The sequence below is a fragment of the Ancylomarina sp. YFZ004 genome, assembly GCF_054254355.1.
The window spans coordinates 221135-240985 of sequence record NZ_JBTCHQ010000009.1 but is presented as its reverse complement, the minus strand read 5'-3'; the positions used below and the strand labels follow the sequence as shown (position 1 = coordinate 240985).

16 protein-coding genes are annotated in these 19851 nt (G+C 35.3%); 12 read left to right on the top strand and 4 right to left on the bottom strand.

The features are described 5' to 3' along the window. Nucleotides 1-38: 38 nt before the first annotated feature. From ACXR6G_RS14895 to thiL, 6 genes are all read left to right on the top strand, one after another. A complete protein-coding gene (locus tag ACXR6G_RS14895; protein ID WP_458362235.1) occupies nt 39-1454 on the top strand; it encodes a carboxypeptidase-like regulatory domain-containing protein in 1416 nt (471 codons plus the stop codon). Between the two features lie 14 nt (nt 1455-1468). Further along, the gene (locus tag ACXR6G_RS14890; protein ID WP_458362234.1) at nt 1469-2905 is read left to right on the top strand and encodes a carboxypeptidase-like regulatory domain-containing protein; all 1437 of its coding nucleotides are present in this window, start codon (nt 1469-1471) and stop codon (nt 2903-2905) included. A 4-nt stretch (nt 2906-2909) separates the two neighbouring features. Further along, a complete protein-coding gene (locus tag ACXR6G_RS14885; RefSeq protein WP_458362233.1) occupies nt 2910-3671 on the top strand; it encodes a hypothetical protein in 762 nt (253 codons plus the stop codon). 24 nt (nt 3672-3695) lie between these two features. Beyond that, nucleotides 3696-4232 carry a TlpA family protein disulfide reductase gene (locus tag ACXR6G_RS14880; protein ID WP_458362232.1) on the top strand — a complete coding sequence of 179 codons (537 nt, stop codon included), beginning with the start codon at nt 3696-3698 and terminating at the stop codon, nt 4230-4232. An 87-nt stretch (nt 4233-4319) separates the two neighbouring features. Next, on the top strand, nt 4320-5366 hold the full coding sequence (locus ACXR6G_RS14875; RefSeq protein ID WP_458362231.1) for a carboxypeptidase-like regulatory domain-containing protein: 1047 nt from the start codon (nt 4320-4322) through the stop codon (nt 5364-5366). Nucleotides 5367-5629: 263 nt separating this feature from the next. Continuing rightward, nucleotides 5630-6673, top strand: coding sequence for a thiamine-phosphate kinase (gene thiL / locus ACXR6G_RS14870; protein WP_458362230.1), 1044 nt, complete (start codon nt 5630-5632; stop codon nt 6671-6673). 267 nt (nt 6674-6940) lie between these two features. Here thiL and lpxA read toward each other — a convergent pair whose 3' ends face one another. The 4 genes from lpxA to ACXR6G_RS14850 all read right to left on the bottom strand — a co-directional run bounded on the left by lpxA (nt 6941) and on the right by ACXR6G_RS14850 (nt 11923). Beyond that, on the bottom strand, nt 6941-7723 hold the full coding sequence (lpxA, locus tag ACXR6G_RS14865; protein WP_372640421.1) for an acyl-ACP--UDP-N-acetylglucosamine O-acyltransferase: 783 nt from the start codon (nt 7721-7723) through the stop codon (nt 6941-6943). 108 nt (nt 7724-7831) lie between these two features. Then, nucleotides 7832-9223, bottom strand: coding sequence for a bifunctional UDP-3-O-[3-hydroxymyristoyl] N-acetylglucosamine deacetylase/3-hydroxyacyl-ACP dehydratase (locus ACXR6G_RS14860; RefSeq protein ID WP_458362229.1), 1392 nt, complete (start codon nt 9221-9223; stop codon nt 7832-7834). 80 nt (nt 9224-9303) lie between these two features. Further along, nucleotides 9304-10338: a UDP-3-O-(3-hydroxymyristoyl)glucosamine N-acyltransferase gene (gene lpxD, locus ACXR6G_RS14855; RefSeq protein WP_458362228.1), complete on the bottom strand. Its 1035-nt coding sequence runs from the start codon at nt 10336-10338 to the stop codon at nt 9304-9306. Nucleotides 10339-10687: 349 nt separating this feature from the next. Then, a complete protein-coding gene (locus tag ACXR6G_RS14850) occupies nt 10688-11923 on the bottom strand; it encodes an HD domain-containing protein (protein WP_458362227.1) in 1236 nt (411 codons plus the stop codon). A 341-nt stretch (nt 11924-12264) separates the two neighbouring features. On the opposite strand from ACXR6G_RS14850, the gene rimP reads away from it, so the two are divergent. The 6 genes from rimP to ACXR6G_RS14820 all read left to right on the top strand — a co-directional run bounded on the left by rimP (nt 12265) and on the right by ACXR6G_RS14820 (nt 19841). Then, nucleotides 12265-12729: a ribosome assembly cofactor RimP gene (rimP, locus tag ACXR6G_RS14845; RefSeq protein ID WP_458362226.1), complete on the top strand. Its 465-nt coding sequence runs from the start codon at nt 12265-12267 to the stop codon at nt 12727-12729. Nucleotides 12730-12749: 20 nt separating this feature from the next. Further along, a complete protein-coding gene (nusA, locus tag ACXR6G_RS14840; protein WP_458362225.1) occupies nt 12750-13988 on the top strand; it encodes a transcription termination factor NusA in 1239 nt (412 codons plus the stop codon). 63 nt (nt 13989-14051) lie between these two features. Further along, a complete protein-coding gene (infB, locus tag ACXR6G_RS14835; protein ID WP_458362224.1) occupies nt 14052-17105 on the top strand; it encodes a translation initiation factor IF-2 in 3054 nt (1017 codons plus the stop codon). A 387-nt stretch (nt 17106-17492) separates the two neighbouring features. Further along, entirely contained in the window at nt 17493-18032 is a 540-nt protein-coding gene (locus ACXR6G_RS14830) for an RNA polymerase sigma factor (RefSeq protein WP_458362223.1), read from the top strand. Further along, entirely contained in the window at nt 18010-18615 is a 606-nt protein-coding gene (locus ACXR6G_RS14825) for a hypothetical protein (protein ID WP_458362222.1), read from the top strand. Before ACXR6G_RS14830 ends, ACXR6G_RS14825 begins: the two co-directional genes overlap by 23 nt. An 11-nt stretch (nt 18616-18626) precedes the next feature. Beyond that, nucleotides 18627-19841, top strand: a complete 1215-nt coding sequence (locus ACXR6G_RS14820) for a hypothetical protein (protein ID WP_458362221.1) — start codon at nt 18627-18629, stop codon at nt 19839-19841. Nucleotides 19842-19851: the final 10 nt, after the last annotated feature.

Sequence of the window (19851 nt, the reverse complement as noted above, 5' to 3'; positions counted from 1 at the left end):
TATATGCTTAAAGCTATTTATTAACCCGAAACCCAATAATGAAAAAGACCATCCTCAGCACAGCTCTATTATTCTTAATAAGCATTACTTGCTTTGCGAACACAATAGTAAAAGGTAAACTAAGCGGCAGCGATAAAAATCCAATAGCCTATGCCAACATCATTATAAAGAATACAGCAATTGGAGTCATTAGTAATGGAGATGGCGATTTCAGTATCAACATCCCTGATCAGTACAAAGAACGTTCGTTAGTGTTTTCATCCATTGGTTATAAAACAAAGGAAATCGCTATTCTGGCTTTTGAGAAACAAGCAATTTATAATATCGAGCTTGAAACGGCTATTGTCAACTTAAACGAAGTGATGATAAAGGTAAAAGCGACCAATGCCAATGAGATTGTACAAAAGGCTTTTGATCATTACGAAGATAACTTCCCAACCTCTCCTTTTATAGGTAAAGCTTTTTTGAGACACACCGAAAAAACAAAGACAAAATACAAATGGTTGGTCGATGCTGCCATTGAAGTTTATGATCCTGGCTTTAATCAGCCTTCGAAAGAAATAAAACTAGATATCAAAGAGATTAAGCAGAGTATCGATAATAGAAGTCTTGATACCGTTCGCATCTATGGGTTTTACTTATGGGATTTCAAAAATGTCTCACACAAAAAAACAACCAAACGAGAAAAAAATATAGATAATGAAGATCCTAAAGAGATTGAAAAGGCAATCCATTTTCAAGATAATCGATTAAGTAATCCTCTTGGTTTATTCTCAAGTAGCTTAAATGTTTTACGATACTACAAGCAAAAAGATGCCATTTTTAACAAAAATATACTTAAAAAACACAACTTTAAAATAGACACGGTATTGGCTTACAATTCTGACGATATCTATAAAATTAAAATCACGCCAAAATCCCCATTGGTAAAGCTAAATAGACATTACGGGAAATATCGTTTCCCGATAGGCTGGATCTATATTAGGGCTAAGGACTTTGCCATTGTTGAATTGGAGTACACTCTTGTTCGCAGCAAAAGAGGTGAAATCTTCACTAGAATGTACGGATCAAAGATCGCATCCTCATTTCATATCAAATTTATTGAGATTGATGGCAAAATGTACCCCAAGCACATCACCTTAAACACTCCAAAAGCCAATAACATATTTAAAATAATGACCAATACGGCTCATGGTGCAAAAGCAAATCCTGAAGATTTTTATTACGAAACACAGGAAGTCATCTTTAACGAAATAGTGACCGATAATGCCATTCTAACTAAAAGCTTAGAGAGACCTTGGAATTCTAATCTGTTTACGCCTCGTGCTTATGATGTGGAATTCTGGAACAATTATTCGAGTATGGTCGAGACTGAGGCTCAAAAAATATTCCGTGAAGCCTTAGAGAAAGAACTCTCGAGTAAAAATCAGGATAAAACGATCAGTAAGAACTAAGCAAATCTCTCAATATGAAAAAATATAGCCTACAATTACTCATATGCCTTTTGCTCATACCCTTCTCTGGATACAGCCAGGGCAAACTAAAAGCCAGAATCTCCAGTTCGAATAATGAAGCCGTCCCTTATGCAAGCGTTGTAGTAAAAGGGACTAGCCTAGGTACCATATCAAATGCCAATGGTGATTTTGAATTGGCTTTGCCTGATGATAAGGCTAAACAACAAATAGCCATATCGTGTATTGGTTACAAAACTCAGGAATTTTCTATCGATTCACTTCGGAAAGTTCAAAAGGTCGGAAAAGTGCTTCGTCTCTTATTGCCTAAGCAAGCCTATCAATTACAAGAAATTCTTGTGGGCAAACAGGAAATTCTGAAAGATGCCAAGCAGATATTTGTCAATGCTATACACGAGTTGCCTAATTTATTAGACGATCAGCCTCATATCGGGAAATATTATTTTAGGCAGACACATCGCGACGATTCTATTATGAATCGACTTATTGAAGCAGCTGTTAGCATTTATGATCCGGGCATTGGTCATGAGATAAAAGCTTGCAAAATGAACATCGACGAATTGCAGTCAAGTTTAGACAATAGAGATATTGATTATAAAACACTATTGGGAGTCTATCGTCTAATTCTAAGACGAAAAAATATTGACAAAGATACCATATTAACGAATGACAACTCTCACACAGACCCCGTAGTACAAAAACACCTTATCAATGCTTTTGATAACAATAAGGCTTCTTTTTCGAAGTTTTTCACCTGCACGAATTTAATTCGTAGTGCTCAGGGAAAAAAAAGAAGGAAAGGCTCTAAAAAAGTCAACCCATGGTTTGTTAACGGAGGTCCGCTTATCAGCAAAACCTTTATGAAAAAACACAGGTTTAAATTGGATACCATCATTCAATACAATGGTGAGCCCATCTATAAAATAAAGATTCTGCCCAATAAAAACTATCCTGGTTTAGAGGGGCAAAAAGATGCATTTATTCCAATAGGCCTCGCCTATATCAGGATCAAAGATTATGCTCTTTTAAACTTGGATTATGGCTACATAAACAATCATAAATACAAAGGATCCAAATACCGAGGTGAACGTCATGGTGGTTTCAAAGGGAAATTCCATTATCACTACAGATTCAAAATCAGATTTAAAGAATACAATAGTAAATTTCACCTCAGCTACCTTTATTCCAGAAGAGGAGATTACAACAGTAATCTTTCAGGACACCGCCAGTTAATTCAGGAAATGGTCAATACCGAAATCATTAACGAGCAAGATTCCGTAAGCAAACAATTAAACACGCTTAATTGGAAAGGAGATCATTACGAAAAACTCCCATACAATAAAGAGTTTTGGGACAATTATTCCATTATGCTACCCACTCTCGAACAAGAAAACCTAAAGAAAAATTTAGAACAAGAAATCCTGAAAAAATAAACCCATGAACAGATTTATTCAACCCATTTTAAAGATTAAAACTCTTTATATATTACTATCATTACTCGTATTTTGCATTCTTGTTGATTTCTCTGACATGGAATATATAAATACTGTCGAAATCAATAGAACTTATGATCATGCAAAACAAGTAGAACAAGAAGCAGTGGTCTATAATGATCACGATGATTTGATGGCCGATTTTAAAGATGATCTGGCAGAAATCGATCTCGAACCGGTTGAGGATACAAAAACAGGTTCAGCCTATTGGGATGATATTTATTTTAACATCACTTATGTGTCAATTCCTCTTGCAGCTAGCTGTCTTACACTCTGTTTTCTGATCTTTATCGGTTTTCATTTCACTGATCAGTATTCCAAAATCCCCTTTGGAGATTTGTTTAAATCTACCCTCCTTGCTTATATCATTTTCCCCCTAATGGATCTATTGAGATGCATCTGGTTTGGGCTGATTCAAACCGATTATCAGGTAGCAGATTTACAGAATGTGAATCGCTTTCTCAATCCATCCATTCAAAGTTTTATGGAGTCGCCTGAAAAAGACCAGTGGTACAATTATTTATTTACTGATATGAAGCTTCAGTCACTTATTTTTGTGCTTCTGATTCCACTCTTTCTAATGGGTATTAGTGGATACAAATACACTGATCTTTTAAAAAAGATGTTGATACCCTTCGTCGGATTTTTTATTGTATTCCATATCGTTTCTCCATATAAAGTCTATTTAATGTTCATATTCGACTAAATAGATCATATTAAACACAAAACTATGAACAGAAAAATAGCCATACTAAGCATAGCAGTCATATTAGTAATTCTAATTGGAGTTGCTATTAAATCTAAGCAAATAAAAAAAGAGAATGAATTAGCTGAAGAAACAAAGGTAGAACTTACTCAAATGCCTGAATTTAGTTTCCAGGACACTTTAGGTAATCCGTTTACCAAAGCCGATTTACAAACAGGGAAACCAACACTAGTGATTCACTTTGGAAATTTTTGCCACTATTGTCATAAGGAAGCCAAAATCATTTCTCATTATTTTGAGGAGTACAAAGACTTCGAATTGGTATTTGTAACAAAAGACAAAGCTCCAAATATTAATGCCTTTATGGAGAAGAATAAACTGACTGAAAAATCTAATATTACTGTACTCAGATATGAAAACAATGAATTTGAAGAAGCCTTCGGATCAAGATCTTTACCCTGTCTCTTTATTTTCGACAAACAATTTAAGCTCGTTCAACATTTTGATGGAGCTGTTACGGCTCGAACCTTGATTAAATATACACGGGTTGCAAAAATATAGATAAATGAAATGGGGAAGTACTGGTTAAAACTGGACTTACCCATTCTTAAATTTATCATTTGCAAACAAACTTTAAACCAAAACTAGATGAAACATATACTAACAATAGGCATAAGCCTTCTTGTGAGTCTATCGGCATACAGTCAAGCTATCGTAAAAGGCAGTGTACGCAATCAGGATAATGAGCCTATTCCCTATTGTAGTGTTTATATCAAGAACAAGCCACAGGCAGGAAGTATTACGAACGCAGATGGTCGATATTATCTCAAGACTGATATTAAGCCCGACTCAATCATTTTTTCGCACATACAATACGAAACTAAAATAGGAGGAATTGAGATTTCTAAAACGAATACAATCCTCAAACAGAAAGTGAACCAGATATCCGAGGTGTGTATCAAAGCTCTTTCTGCAAAAGGTATCATGATGGCATTTTACAAGCGGTTCAAAGAAAATCATTTTATAGAGCCAGCGAGGTATAAGGCTTTTACCCGAATTGTTTCTACCATGAAAGACGAATTGTATCTGATGGAAGAATATTATTTAGATCTCTATCAGAAGAAATCGCACAACACATCATTCAATATTATAAAGTGCCGAGCAAAGCCATTTTCAAAGTACGGTCGCAAAATATTCAAGGATTATCGTCTGATTCCACTTTCTAAAATGAGATCTGACAATATCTTTAAATACCGTGAAGACATACTTGTAAAAGGTAAATTGAAGAATTACAATTTAAAACTCAAAGGATACACCAACATCAATCAGCGAGAAGCCTATATCATAGAATTTGCCCACAAAGAAAACACACGCGACAAAGGCAGACTTATCATCGACAGGGAAAGTTTCGGTCTCGCTTCTGCTAAATTCGATAATAAAGAAATCACTTTCTTCGTAAAAAACAAGCAATGGTATATAAACAGCGTGATTACCGAATCTACATGGATGACAGGTGAATATAAAAAAAGAATAAGCATTTACGAGTTACAAGATAAAGCCATAAAACTGGAAGAAAAAAATCTCATTATGGTCGAAAAAATAAAAAGTTTTATTGGTGATTATGACGATGCGTTTTGGCAAGGTTTCACTCACATCCCCTTGGATTCAGTTTATTTAAAACAAATGGAAAATTGATCACCCCTGAATTTTAAAAGAAACTAAGAAGTACTATGCTAATTTTGAGAAAAATAGTCTAATGGGATCTCTTTCCCACCTCAAAAGTGATCTTCCTCATTCCTATTTTTTTCTCTACCTTTGCAGCAAATTCTAAATTTAGAAATCAGCTTATTATACCGATTATTAAATGAATATAGAGTCCAGTTCGTTACACTCCTAAACTCTCTTCATTTATATATCGGCATTTTATCAAAAACTAGTTTCATCATATAAATGATATCATGCAGGAAAACAATAATCAAGGAACCGATATATCAACATTGGGCGAGTTTGGTCTAATCAAGCACCTAAGCAAAAATGTAAAACTAACGCAAGAAAGTACTCATAAAGGTATTGGTGATGATGCAGCCGTTTTAAACCAATCTGGTAAGAAAACAGTTGTTACAACTGATCTTTTGGTTGAAGGCATCCATTTCGACTTGATGTACACACCACTTCGTCATTTGGGTTATAAAGCTATTGTTGTAAATGTTTCTGACGTTTATGCCATGAATGCTGAGCCTAAGCAAGTGACTGTTTCTTTGGCTATTTCGAAACGTTTCACTGTGGAGGCTATTGACGAACTTTACGAAGGTATCAATATGGCTTGTGAGAAGTATAATGTTGATTTAGTTGGTGGCGACACTTCTTCATCCCTTACAGGACTTTGCATTTCGGTAACTGCTATTGGTGAAGCTGACGAAGATCAATTGGCTTACCGTAGTGGTGCAAAAGTAAACGATTTAATCTGCGTAACAGGTGACCTTGGAGCTGCCTATGCAGGTCTTCAACTTTTAGACAGAGAGAAGCGTATTTTCGAAAATAACCCAGATATTCAACCAGACCTAACAGGGCACGATTACATCTTGGAACGTCAGTTGAAGCCAGAAGCTAGAAAAGATATTTTCGAGAGCTTACAGGATGCTAAAATCGTTCCTACATCGATGATTGATATCTCGGATGGTTTATCATCGGAGCTCTTCCATATTTGTGAAGATTCGAACGTAGGTTGTCAAATTTACGAAGAGAAAATTCCTATCGATTTCGAAACACACAAGATGGCTGAAGAGTTGAATATGAACTATTCGATTTTCGCTCTTAATGGTGGTGAAGACTACGAACTACTTTTCACTGTACCTCTTGACAAACATGAAGAGATTGAAAAAATGGCTGATGTTAAAATCATTGGTCATATCTGCGAAGCAAGCAAAGGTAAATACATGGTTGCTCGTGACAATACTGAGATTGCATTACAGGCTCAGGGATGGACTAACTTTACGGAGTAAATCTGTTAATGAGTTGATGAGATAATGTGGGGATGAGTTGATGTGTTAATTTGCTAATGAAAAAAATGAATAACATATCCCAATAAAATATATCAACCAATTAAAGCAGGCAGTTTCGAAAGGAGCTGCCTGTTTTGTTATAATAAATTCTAAACCTGACAGGTTTACTTACATCTCGCACATTAAACCTGTCAGGTTATAAATAGACAAAAAAAGCGCTTGTTTCGAGATTGAAACAAGCGCTTTATATATGATATTATCAAGATCTTACTCTGGGAAATACCCACGCATAATACCTCGTTTAGAATTCTTTACAAAAAGAATAATTTCATCACGCTCTGGCGAAGCAGGCATTTCAGCTTCGATAGCTTCAATTGCTGCATGATTATTCATTCCTTTTTGGTATAAGTAACGGTACACATCCTGAATCTCACGAATTTTTTCGTTAGAATACTCACGACGACGTAAACCTATTGAGTTAACTCCAACATATGAAACTGGCTCACGAGCCGCTTTCACAAATGGAGGAATATCTTTACGAACCAATGATCCACCTGAGACCATTACATGAGATCCGATATGTACAAATTGATGTACAGCAACAAGACCACTAAGAATGGCATAATCGTCGATCACAACTTCACCAGCAATCTGAGAAGCATTACCAATGATAATATTGTTACCAAGTACACTATCGTGAGCAATATGAGAATAAGCCATCAACAAACAGTTATCACCAATAATGGTTTTACCTTTTGCAGATGTTCCTCTGTTAATGGTTACACATTCACGAATGGTTGTATTGTTTCCAATCTCAACAGTCGTTTTTTCACCACGAAATTTCAAATCTTGAGGTACAGCACCTATTACAGCACCAGGAAATACATTACAGTTTTTCCCAATTCTAGTTCCTTCAAGAATGGTTGCATTTGAACCAATACGTGTTCCTTCTAGAATCACAACATCCTTATCGATGGTTACGAAAGGCTCGATAACCACATTGTCGGCAATTTTTGCCTCGGGATGTACATAAGCTAAGGGTTGCTTCATTTTATATTTTTTATTTACACTTCGGAAGAATAAGAACAGGAGCCTTAGTCTTCTTTCCGATAGTTGAAAATTTCTATTCTAGTCAGTAATCAAGAAAAATAACAAAGGTTATTTCTTCTTAGCGATCTGAGCCATAAATTCACCTTCAGCTACAATGGTATCACCCACGTAAGCTATACCTCTCATATTAGCAATGCCACGACGGATAGGCGACAAGAATTCTAATTTGAAAATTAAGGTATCACCAGGAACAACTTTTTTTCTAAACTTGATGTTGTTTTGAGTCAAAAAGTAAGTTCCATATTCATCCGGATTATCAACCTGACTTAAAACCAAAATACCACCACATTGTGCCATAGCTTCAACCATTAAGACACCAGGCATTACAGGTTCTCCCGGGAAGTGACCAACAAAAAATGGTTCGTTCATTGAAACATTCTTAACTCCTACGATACTATCACTTTGAATATCGATGATTTTGTCAACCATCAAAAATGGAGGACGATGTGGTAATAATTTCATTACCCCATTAATGTCTAAAACAGGCTCTTTATTAGGATCGTAAGCCGGTACTGAATCTTTTCCCATCTCTTTTTTAATTCTATTGATTAATACTTTAGCCATTTCGGTATTAGGACCATGACCCGGGCAGGTTGCAATCACTCTACCCTTTATAAACTTACCACAAAGTGCTAAATCACCAATTACATCAAGTAACTTGTGACGAGCACATTCGTTATCGAAATACAAATCTATATTACTTAGAACGCCTTCTTTTACTTCAACACTTTCGTGATCGAACAAATTCGCTATACGATCTAGCTCGGCTTGCTCCATTGGCTGATCCATAATGACAATTGCATTATCCAAATCGCCACCTTTTACAAGGTTGTTATTCAAAAGAAACTCTAACTCACGAACAAAAACAAAAGTACGACACATCGAAATTTCATCTTTGTATTCGCTCAAGCTATTCATACTTGCAAATTGATTTCTAAGGACCTTTGAGTCAAAAGAAATCATTGCATTTACGCTAAACTCATCATCAGGAAGGATTATTATTTCTGATCCACGAGCTTCATCCTTATAAGTAATCTTCTCTTTTACAAGGTAGTATTCACGAATCGCATCTTGTTCCACGATTCCAACTTCTTCAATTCCTTCTACGTAAAACCTGGCACTTCCATCCAAGATAGGAGGCTCTGGAGAATTCATCTCAATCATGCAGTTGTCAACACCTAAACCATACAGAGCCGATAAGGCATGCTCAACTGTTTGAACCTTAACCTCACCCTTTTCTAAGACAGTTCCTCTAGAAGTATCACCAACATACTCGGCACTTGCTTTTAGCGTTGGTTGTCCTTCAAGGTCAACTCTTCTAAATTGGTAACCATGATTCTCTGGTGCAGGCAGAAATTTAATTGAAACCTCTACTCCTGTATGTAAACCTTTTCCCGAAAGAGAAAATTCTTTTGCTAAAGTTCTTTGTTTATCAGCCATTCTACTTATTCAATACGCTTGTTCTTAGCTAAGATTTAAATCGCATTTATAATTCTACAATTCAACGCTACTTAGATAATTTATTTTTTCAATTCTTTCAACTCTTTCTCCAATGTCATGATTTGCTCACGCATTTTCGGAAGATTCTTGAATAATACATATGATTTTTGGTAAGGTCCAAAATCAAAAGCTGGTGATCCTTGAACAACGGTACCAACTTTTTTAATATTTTTTCCAAGACCAGATTGCGCTGCTATTTTTACTTCATCTGTAATGGTAAGATGTCCGGCAAAACCAACTTGTCCGCCAATCATACAATTCTTACCGATTTTAGTACTTCCTGCAATTCCTGTTTGAGAAGCAATTACCGTATTCTCATCAATTTCAACGTTGTGAGCGACCTGAATTAGATTATCTAATTTCACCCCTTTACGAATGATGGTTGAGCCCATAGTTGCTCTATCCACACACGTATTAGCCCCAATCTCAACATGATCTTCAATAATCACATTACCTACCTGAGGCACTTTTTTATAATCGTTAGCTGATGAAGGAGCAAATCCGAAACCATCGCCGCCAATTACGACACCTGAGTGAAAAATACATTCCGCTCCAATTTCGCAATTCTGGTATACTTTAACACCTGAATTTAAAATCGTGTTATCACCAATAGTTACATTGTCGCCAATATAAACATGAGGATAAAGCTTTACATTCTTACCTAGCTTCACATTGCTACCAACATAAGCAAAAGCTCCAATATAAACTTGTTCTCCTACCTGTGCCGTTTTACTAACAAAAGAAGGTTGTTCAATACCAACATGCTGAGGCTTGCTCTGCTCATACATCTCTAACAATTGTGCTAAAGCCTGATAAGCATCTTCAACGCGAATTAAAGTTGCATCAATTTTTTGATCAGCGACAAAATCTTTATTGACTAAAACAATAGACGATTTAGTTTCATAAATATAATGCACGTATTTAGGATTTGCTAAAAACGAAAGAGTTCCTGGCTCACCTTCTTCAATTCTGGATACATTGTTTACTGAAACTGTTCCGTCGCCATCGACCTCACCATTCAGAAACTCTGCAATATCATTTGCTGTAAAATTCATCTCTATATTTTCTAAATGCCTTATGAATAGGTAAACACAGAATGTTTATCATGAAAAACCACTGAAGTTTAGATCTTTCTTAATTATGATTTTAAGATCTAATTATCGACTTAATGAGAAAACATAAGCCTGAATCATAGACAGTTCTAGAACTCGGTTTTATTAGGCAAAATTTACGCAAATCTAATAAATATTTTAAGGCTATAAAAATTTAGCTCATAAAGCCTGTACAATCATCTTAATATATACAATGATTTAGCATTACCATTTTAATAAAAAAAGATTTAAATTGATATATAACGAATGAGGCACAAGACTACTTAGCTAAATACAAGCTCCTTAAACAAACTTAAAACTTTGGGTAGCAGAGATAGTATTTTTTGACTGTTTTAGAAAGGACTGAAATATTTAACATATCAGATGCTTCTCCAATATCCTGTTGGCTACCATCCTTAAAAAGGATATTTATCCTATCATCATCTCTGCTGTAAGCATTATTCGTAATGGATCCTTTAATAACCAGATAATCCAACGCATGATTTGAACAGCCTAATTGATCTTTTACTTTCTTACGTACACCAGCCACATAATCCTTTGGGAAAGGCTTTTTCTCAATTTCAATTTTAAAAAGCACCCTATCCTTCATCGCTTTACATAGGTAAGATAAAACTTTGTCGGAATGATCGGCCCAGACCTTTATCGATACCATAATATCGTTATCATCCAGGTCTGCAAAAATTTCGAGTGCATCTTTATTTCCGACTACTTTTTCTTTGCTTTTAAATTGTCTTAAGCCGACTTTATTGTACAAAAAATAACGTAAAGATGGCGTTCCAAACAAATCTTCGCCTTTCCCAGCCAAGTATTTTGCTCTTTTGAGTATTCTAACTAACATTTCCTCTGCTGCCAGACTCGTTTTATGCAAATACACTTGCCAATACATGAATCTTCGGGCAATGAGAAATTTTTCGATGGAATAAATTCCTTTTGCTTCAACAGCTAAATTCCCATCTACCACATCGAGCATTTTTATAATTCTAGTCGATCCAATCGACCCCTCACTTACACCCGTAAAAAAACTATCACGTCGCAAATAATCTAAGCGATCCATATCAAGTTGACTGGAAACTAATTGATGTAAGAAGGGCTTATGGTATTCATTTTTAAAAATCTGAATAGCTAAATCCAATCGTCCATCAAACTCTGAATTCAAACGATCCATAAACAACTCCGACAATTTTTCATGCGTTATACCGTCAACAATACTATACTCAAGAGCATGAGAAAAAGGTCCGTGACCAATGTCATGTAAAAGAATAGCTGTTTTAACAGCCTCCGATTCCTCATAACTAATCTCTACCCCTTTAGACTGAAGGGATTCTAATGCCATTTGAGTCAGATAAGTTGCACCCAAAACGTGTTGAAATCTGTTATGATTAGCGCCAGGAAAAACCAAAAAAGTCATTCCAAGTTGTTTAATATGACGCAAACGTTGAAAAAAGGGATGCTCAACTAATTCGTGGGGAAGCCCTGATGGAATATGGATAAAACCATGAATTGGATCACTCAGTACTTTATGCTTCATATTTTAAAATTTAGACTGTCAGCATTTAATTCACCTTTATGCAATTCGCTCCCTACAAACCTCTCACATCCTAATCGTCTTTAGGATATATTGAGCTATTCAAACAAATTTAGAATCACATATTAACAAATGTAACAAAAAGAGATACAAGCTTTCGCATTTAACATCAAATCACTAAATTCAAAAGAAAGAAAAACCCATTAACAATTAGAAAACAATAATTTAGACACGAGTGATTTGCATATTAAAACAAATATATCTAATTTCGCAGCGAAAAGTAACAATTTACATGTGCTTTAGGGGACAACAAAGTCCCCTATTTTATTGAAAGCAACTCCTTTATGATTGACAAAAAAACAATACAGGGAATTATTGAAAAAGAGATCGAAAATAGCGATCTTTATTTAGTCGAAACTAAGGTCTCTTCTAACAATACTATTTCTGTGATGATTGATAGCCTTGTTGGCGTCCCAATCATTACATGTATCGAATTAAGCCGTGCAATTGAAGGTCAGTTAGACAGAGAGGTTGAAGATTTTGAACTATCAGTATCTACAGCAGGAATTGGACAAACTTTTCAAGTGATACAACAATATCATAAAAATGTAGGAAAAGAAGTTGAGATCCTTACGGTGGATGGCAACAAATTCAACGGCAAATTATTAGTCGTTGGAGAAACCGAAATTGAAGTAGAGGTTGAGGAATTAGTTAAGGTTGAAGGGAAGAAAAAGAAGCAACTAATGACCAAAACACTTACGTTCAACTTCGAACATATAAAATCAACAAAAGATATAATTACTTTTTAACAAGTGAATCGCTGAGTCATATGAATCTTATTGAAACTTTTTCAGAATTTAAAGAGTTAAAAAACATCGATCGTGCTACCATGATGAGTGTTTTGGAAGATGTATTCCGAAACCTTCTATTGAAAAATTACGGTACCGATGAAAACTTTGATATCATCATTAACCCAGACAAGGGTGATTTGGAGATTTGGAGAAATCGTGAAGTTGTTAAGGATGGAGATATTGAAGATGAAAATCTACAAATTTCACTATCTGAAGCTAAGAAAATTGATGAAGAGTATGAATTAGGTGAAGAAGTAACAGACGAAGTTAAGTTCTTAGATTTTGGGCGACGTTCAATTTTAACACTTCGTCAGAATTTATCAGCTCGTATTATGGAGCTTGAGAAAGATAATATCTTCAATATCTATAAGGATAGAATTGGTGAGATTATTACTGGTGAAGTTTATCAGATTTGGAAAAAAGAGATTCTTGTTATCGATGATGATGGTAATGAGTTAATCATGCCTAAAGAGGAACAAATCCCTTCAGATTACTTCCGTAAAGGTGAATCTTTAAGAGCTGTTGTTGTTCGTGTTGAAGTGAAAAACAATAGTCCTCTTATTATTATATCAAGAACATCTACAGTATTCCTTGAGCGTTTATTTGAGCTTGAGGTTCCTGAGATTTTCGACGGATTAATTACAATCAAAAATATTGTTCGTGTTCCTGGTGAAAGAGCTAAGGTTGCAGTAGAATCATATGATGAGCGTATTGATCCTGTTGGAGCTTGCGTTGGTATGAAGGGATCGAGAATCCACGGTATCGTTCGTGAGTTGAAAAACGAAAATATTGATGTTATTAATTATACAACAAATACTTCATTGTTTATTTCACGTTCACTTAACCCAGCTAAAGTTAACTCGGTTAAATTTAACGATGAAACAAACAGAGCTGAAGTATACTTAAACCCAGAAGAAGTCTCATTGGCTATTGGTAAGGGTGGTTTAAATATTAAACTTGCTGGTCAACTTACAGGTTACGAAATCGACGTTTATCGTGAGAAAGTAGAAAATGAAGTTGAAGGCGTCGAAGATGTAAACTTATCCGAATTTAGTGATGAGATTGAAGCGTGGGTCATCGAAGAGTTTAAGAAAATTGGTTGCGACACTGCCCGTTCTGTGTTGGAACTTACAGCAGAGGAACTAGAAAAGAGAACAGATCTTGAGATCGAGACTATTGAAGAAGTCTTAAATATTTTGAAATCAGAGTTTGAATAAACATTTTCTATCCTCGATATTTTTAGTTTAAGATACAGACATTTTAACAGTTAACTTCAGAATATGACAAAAGTCAATAAAAATATAAGACTTAGTAAACTAGCACGAGAATTCAATGTAGGTATTACTACCATTGTGGAATTCTTAAATAAAAAAGGAATTGAAATGGATTCAAATCCTAATAATAAAGTGTCCGGAGAGGCTTATGATATTCTTGCAAAAGAGTACAGTTCAGATATTAATCTGAAGAAGGAATCCGAGAAAGTAAATCTGAAGAGCACACGAGAGAAGAAAGAGCCTGTATATTTAGAAGGTTCAGAACCTGTGGTGCAAGAAAAAACTGAAGAAATAGCTAAAGTAGAAGAGCCAAAAAGCGCTGTTAAAGTGGTTGGTAAAATCGATTTAGAAGCTGTGTCAAAACCAAGAAAGAAAGAAGAAGCAAAGGTAAAGGAATCGAAAGTTGAGAAGGAGCCTGTGAAGAAAGATGAAACTCCTGTATCTGAAGAAAAAATTGCTAAACCTAAGGCTGAATCTAAAGAGAAAACTAAACAACCTTCGGAAGCTAGTCCCGAAGAACAATCTGTTAAAATGGAATCGCCTAAAAAAGAGGAAGCAAAATCAGAAGCAAAATCTTCTGACAAAAAAGATGAATTTAAAGTCATCGGGAAAATTGATTTGAATGCAATGAATCAAAGAACCCGCCCTGCTAAGAAAACTAAAGCAGAAAAGGATGTAGAAAGAAAAGAGAAACAAAAAACTGTTACTCCTCCAACTGCAAAGCCTGTTGTTGAAACTAAAGCAAAACCTGCTGTTGAAACTAAAGCAAAGCCTGCTGTTGAAACTAAAGCAACACCTGCTGCTGCTTCTGCGACTACACCTGTTGCTAAGCCTGAGAAAAAAGAAGAAGAGATTTTCAAATCGTCAACTCAAAGATTAACTGGTCCTACAGTTATTGGTAAGATTGAACTACCAGTTGAAAAGAAGACTTCTCAGGTAGATAAAGACAAAGCCAAAAACCAGCGCAAGAAACGTAAGCGTATTAAGAAGGATGGCGAAAAAGTAAATGTTGCTGCACAAAAAGGAGTACCTCGTCCTAGAGGTACAGGTGCTGGAGCTGCGCGAGCAGCTGCTACAGGTAGTACTTCTGGAAGACCAGTAAGAGATTCGAAATTTAATAAGCTGAAGAAAAAGGCCCCTGTCAAAAGAGAGGTTACTGAAGAAGATGTTCAGAAGCAAATTAAAGATACTCTAGCTAGATTGACATCTAAGGGTGGAAAAACAAAAAAATCTAAACACCGTCGTGACAAACGCGATATGGTAAGTGTTAGACAGCAAGAAATCGATGAAAAGAAAGAAGCTGAAAAGAACACAATTAAGCTTACAGAATTCGTTACAGTAAGTGAACTTGCTTCGATGATGGAGGTTACAGCAACTCAAATTATTGGTACATGTATGGGACTTGGTCTTTTTGTATCAATCAATCAACGATTGGATGCTGAAACAATTTCTGTTGTTGCTGATGAGTTTGGTTTTGAAGCTGAATTCGTAAGTGTTGAAATTCAAGAATCAATTGAAGAAGAAGTTGATAAGGAAGAAGATTTAATTTCCAGAGCTCCTATTGTTACCGTAATGGGTCATGTTGACCACGGTAAGACTTCATTACTTGACTACGTACGTCATGCGAACGTAATTCAAGGTGAAGCAGGGGGTATTACTCAGCATATTGGTGCTTACAACGTAAAACTTGACGATGGAAGACGTGTTTCTTTCCTTGATACTCCAGGTCACGAAGCCTTTACAGCGATGCGTGCACGTGGTGCACAAGTAACCGATATTGCTATTATTATTGTAGCTGCTGATGATAACGTGATGCCACAAACAATTGAGGCAATCAATCACGCTAGTGCTGCTGGTGTACCTATCGTATTTGCGATTAATAAAATCGACAAAGATGGTGCAGATCCAGAAAGAATTAAAAGTGAACTTGCTACTATGAACTACCTGGTTGAAGACTGGGGTGGTAAATATCAGTGTCAAGAGATATCAGCTAAAAACGGTGTTAACATCGAAGAGTTACTTGAAAAAGTATTACTTGAAGCTGAGATGCTTGAATTGAAAGCAAATCCAAAGAAACGTGCTATTGGTTCAGTAATTGAATCATCACTAGATAAAGGTAGAGGTTACGTTACAACTTTATTGGTTCAAGCTGGAACTCTAAAAGTTGGTGATATTCTACTAGCGGGTAGTTATACTGGTCACGTTAAGGCTATGTTTAACGAGCGTGGACAGAAAATTGACTCAGTTGGTCCTTCGGAACCAGCGTTAGTTCTTGGTTTGAATGGTGCACCACAAGCGGGTGACAACTTCAACGTAATGGAAAGTGAAAAAGATGCGCGTGGAATTGCTAATAAGCGTGAGCAGTTACAAAGAGAGCAGGGTCTGAGAACTCAGAAACATATTACTCTTGCTGAAATTGGTCGTCGTATTGCAATTGGAAACTTCCAGGAGCTTAACGTGATTGTGAAGGGTGATGTTGATGGTTCTATCGAGGCACTTTCTGATTCATTAATCAAGCTTTCTACTGAAGAAATTCAGGTGAACGTGATTCATAAGGCTGTTGGACAGATTTCTGAGTCTGATGTAATGCTTGCTACTGCATCGAATGCGATTATTATTGGTTTCCAAGTTAGACCATCAATTGGAGCTAGAAAGATTGCAGAGAAAGAGGAAATCGATATCAGATTGTACTCAATTATCTACGATGCTATCGAAGAGTTGAAATCAGCAATGGAAGGTATGCTTTCTCCTGAAATTAAGGAAGAAATTGTGGCTACTGTTGAAGTTACTGAAACTTTCGAAATTACTAAAGTTGGTACTATTGCAGGTTGTATTGTTCGTGATGGTAAGATCAAGCGTAACTCTAGAATCCGCTTAATCCGTGAGGGTATTGTAATTTACTCTGGATTACTTGGTTCATTGAAACGTTTCAAAGACGATGCTAAGGAAGTTGCTAAAGGTTACGAGTGTGGTTTGAATATCGATAAATTCAACGACATTAAGATTGGTGACATGGTAGAAGCTTTTGAAGAAGTAGAAGTTGCTAAGAAGCTAAAATAATAGCTCAAAACATATTTTTAAAAAGCAGTCCTTATGGACTGCTTTTTTTTGTGCCAAATTCTGAAATATAAATTCAATAATTGCATCTGTTTGTATAACAGTTTTTCAACGCCCCTACCCAATTAACTTCAATCGAAAATAGACTACGCTCTATTACTATACATTCCCCAGCAATAATCAAGACATTGCTCATTCTCTTTCAAGGGCAACAACTACGTACTTTACATTAGAATATACTTATGTGAAATTATTTTTTAAACTTGATGCAGCGTTTTGTCAACTTTATGTATTCTATAAGTAAATTAGAGAAGTCTCCATATCTATAGCAATAGAGGAAATAGGAATGGTGAATTTTAATAATTGATAATTCGATAACTCAATAGTTAAATGCTAAGACTCTTCAAAAAAAATAAGAAAGCTGTTTTTAATAGACTCTATGAATCCTATTCAGAAAGACTCTTTCTTTTAGTTCTACGATATGTCGTTTCTCAATTTGATGCAGAAGAAGTTTTACAAAGGGGATTTATTAAAGCTTATGAAGGATTAGATCATTTCAAATATGAAAATGAAAAAGCAACTCTTGGTTGGCTGAATCGAATCATGGTAAATGAAAGTTTATTATTCTTGAGAGAACAAAAACGAATGACTTTATCAGATGATCATGATATTAATAACAGATCGATATTGCTAGTACCCGAAATAGAAATTAAGCTAGAACTAGAATCATGCTTGAGATTAGTTAGGAATCTACCAGACGGGTATCGAACTGTTTTTAATCTATACGTTATAGAAGGCTATTCACATAAAGAAATAGCTAAGAATTTAAATATAAGTGAAAGTGCATCGCGTTCACAACTTTCAAGAGCAAGACATACCTTAAAACAACAATTAAAATCATTTGATTATGAAGGCGAACTTATTGGATGAAATAATTAGAAAACACTTAAAGGGTCAAACAAATACCCCTGACAATATTATATTTCGAAAAGATCGTATCTACCAATCTTTAGAAACAAAAATAGCTGAAAGGTCAAATCGAAAATGGCACTTGGCTGTAGCCATTCTGATTCTGGTAATATCCTCTTCGGGATATTGGAACTATGAACAGCAAAGAACAATCCGTTACCAAAGCAATGAGCTTAATCGGCAACAAAATATGATTGTTTCAATTACAAATGAATCAGAACAACAAATAGCTTCAAAAAACATATTGACCGACTCCTTAAAAGATATGAGGAAGCAAATAAACAATGAACCAAAAATTGTGCGCTTGGTCGCTATGCCAACAATTATTATTAATCAACCCATCGTCTTTAAAAATAAGATTGAAACAGAACACATCACAATACGATATATCACAATAAATACAAAACCCGAACTGCAGGAAAGAAAGTTACCGGAACTCGATCTTCCTGTTGTTTATGAAAGTGAAACATTGGCCAATAATAACATCAGTGAAAAAAATTCAGCAGCACTTTCTAAAAAAATTAGAAAGCTTTTAAACAATTAAAAATTATCAACATGAAAATATTCATCAAAATTTGCCTCCTTTTAAGCATAGCATGGCAAGCAAATGGACAAGGTAAAGGTTTCAACTCTCCTGATAACTATATGGGACATCGCCCACAATACAAGGATACACTTTCTATAGATTTAACAAAAGGTCAGAAAGTTGAATTTATATATCAGTGGTACGATTTATTTAGAGAAGACGAACAAAAATTTGAGAAGTATTTCTGGAATCCATTTGATTCAAACTTCAAACTACTCAAGGAAAAAATAAAAGACCTTTCTTTTGAAGATGACACAAAGTATAAAATTACTCTGAAGTCTAGATTTGATCGGTATAATTTTTTCAGCATATTGTCGCATTTTCACGTGAGTGATTCTATTAAGAATTTTAAAAGCAAAACAAAAGAAGAAAGAAAAAAAAATATTAAAATACGAATGGATAGCGTCAATAAATTGCTGGCACAGAGAAATCATGTCCTATCAGTTACTGAGCGCGTAAAACCAACAAAACATAGAGAATATCAACTCGAGAACGGTAAATTAGTATCACAAACGCAGTGGCAACATATTCTAGAGCTTGATTATCAGCGCTGGAAAGTAAGATTTTATTTAAATAAAATATCTGATATCGAAACATTGAGCATTCAGAATATAAAACAACTTATTCGTTCTGAGCGTTCAAACTTTATGAAAAAGCGTTTGTATCGTTTTCATACAAATTTGCAGTATAAATTAATTGAGGGAGAACTCAAACAACAAAGTGCATATCAACCTAGACGAATGGAAAGAACTAGACATATGTCTTTAAACTTTTATCCACAAGTAGGAACAAGTCTTATTAAAGGTCAATTTTCGGCGGATATGGGTGCTCTTTTGGGTATGAACTTTAATCACAAACAGAATTCAGCAATAAGAATAGCGGCGCGTTACCAATTAAAAGCTTTTGGTCAAGCAGATCTTAACAATGAACATTCGGTTAAGTATAATGGCTTCCTAGATGCCATTATGGATGTGAATATTGCTAAAGACTACAAGCGTGAAGAGTGGGTTGGTGCAGGCTTCGGATATCTTATTCATCAAGAAGGTCATATTTATGGTGAAAACACAGCCAGAATCTTCTTAAAGTACCGTTCATCTAAAATGTGGGGAATACAGCCAGAATTCAATTACTCATTTAAAGAGAATAATGGATTTGTTGGACTAGGCGTTTATTTTAGTTTATAAACCTAAGAAC

Coding starts and splice junctions, on each gene's coding strand:
- ACXR6G_RS14895 (WP_458362235.1), top strand. CDS start 39: ATGAAAAAGACCATCCTCAGCACAGCTCTATTATTCTTAATAAGCATT.
- ACXR6G_RS14890 (WP_458362234.1), top strand. CDS start 1,469: ATGAAAAAATATAGCCTACAATTACTCATATGCCTTTTGCTCATACCC.
- ACXR6G_RS14885 (WP_458362233.1), top strand. CDS start 2,910: ATGAACAGATTTATTCAACCCATTTTAAAGATTAAAACTCTTTATATA.
- ACXR6G_RS14880 (WP_458362232.1), top strand. CDS start 3,696: ATGAACAGAAAAATAGCCATACTAAGCATAGCAGTCATATTAGTAATT.
- ACXR6G_RS14875 (WP_458362231.1), top strand. CDS start 4,320: ATGAAACATATACTAACAATAGGCATAAGCCTTCTTGTGAGTCTATCG.
- thiL (WP_458362230.1), top strand. CDS start 5,630: ATGCAGGAAAACAATAATCAAGGAACCGATATATCAACATTGGGCGAG.
- lpxA (WP_372640421.1), bottom strand. CDS start 7,723: ATGAAGCAACCCTTAGCTTATGTACATCCCGAGGCAAAAATTGCCGAC.
- ACXR6G_RS14860 (WP_458362229.1), bottom strand. CDS start 9,223: ATGGCTGATAAACAAAGAACTTTAGCAAAAGAATTTTCTCTTTCGGGA.
- lpxD (WP_458362228.1), bottom strand. CDS start 10,338: ATGAATTTTACAGCAAATGATATTGCAGAGTTTCTGAATGGTGAGGTC.
- ACXR6G_RS14850 (WP_458362227.1), bottom strand. CDS start 11,923: ATGAAGCATAAAGTACTGAGTGATCCAATTCATGGTTTTATCCATATT.
- rimP (WP_458362226.1), top strand. CDS start 12,265: ATGATTGACAAAAAAACAATACAGGGAATTATTGAAAAAGAGATCGAA.
- nusA (WP_458362225.1), top strand. CDS start 12,750: ATGAATCTTATTGAAACTTTTTCAGAATTTAAAGAGTTAAAAAACATC.
- infB (WP_458362224.1), top strand. CDS start 14,052: ATGACAAAAGTCAATAAAAATATAAGACTTAGTAAACTAGCACGAGAA.
- ACXR6G_RS14830 (WP_458362223.1), top strand. CDS start 17,493: ATGCTAAGACTCTTCAAAAAAAATAAGAAAGCTGTTTTTAATAGACTC.
- ACXR6G_RS14825 (WP_458362222.1), top strand. CDS start 18,010: ATGAAGGCGAACTTATTGGATGAAATAATTAGAAAACACTTAAAGGGT.
- ACXR6G_RS14820 (WP_458362221.1), top strand. CDS start 18,627: ATGAAAATATTCATCAAAATTTGCCTCCTTTTAAGCATAGCATGGCAA.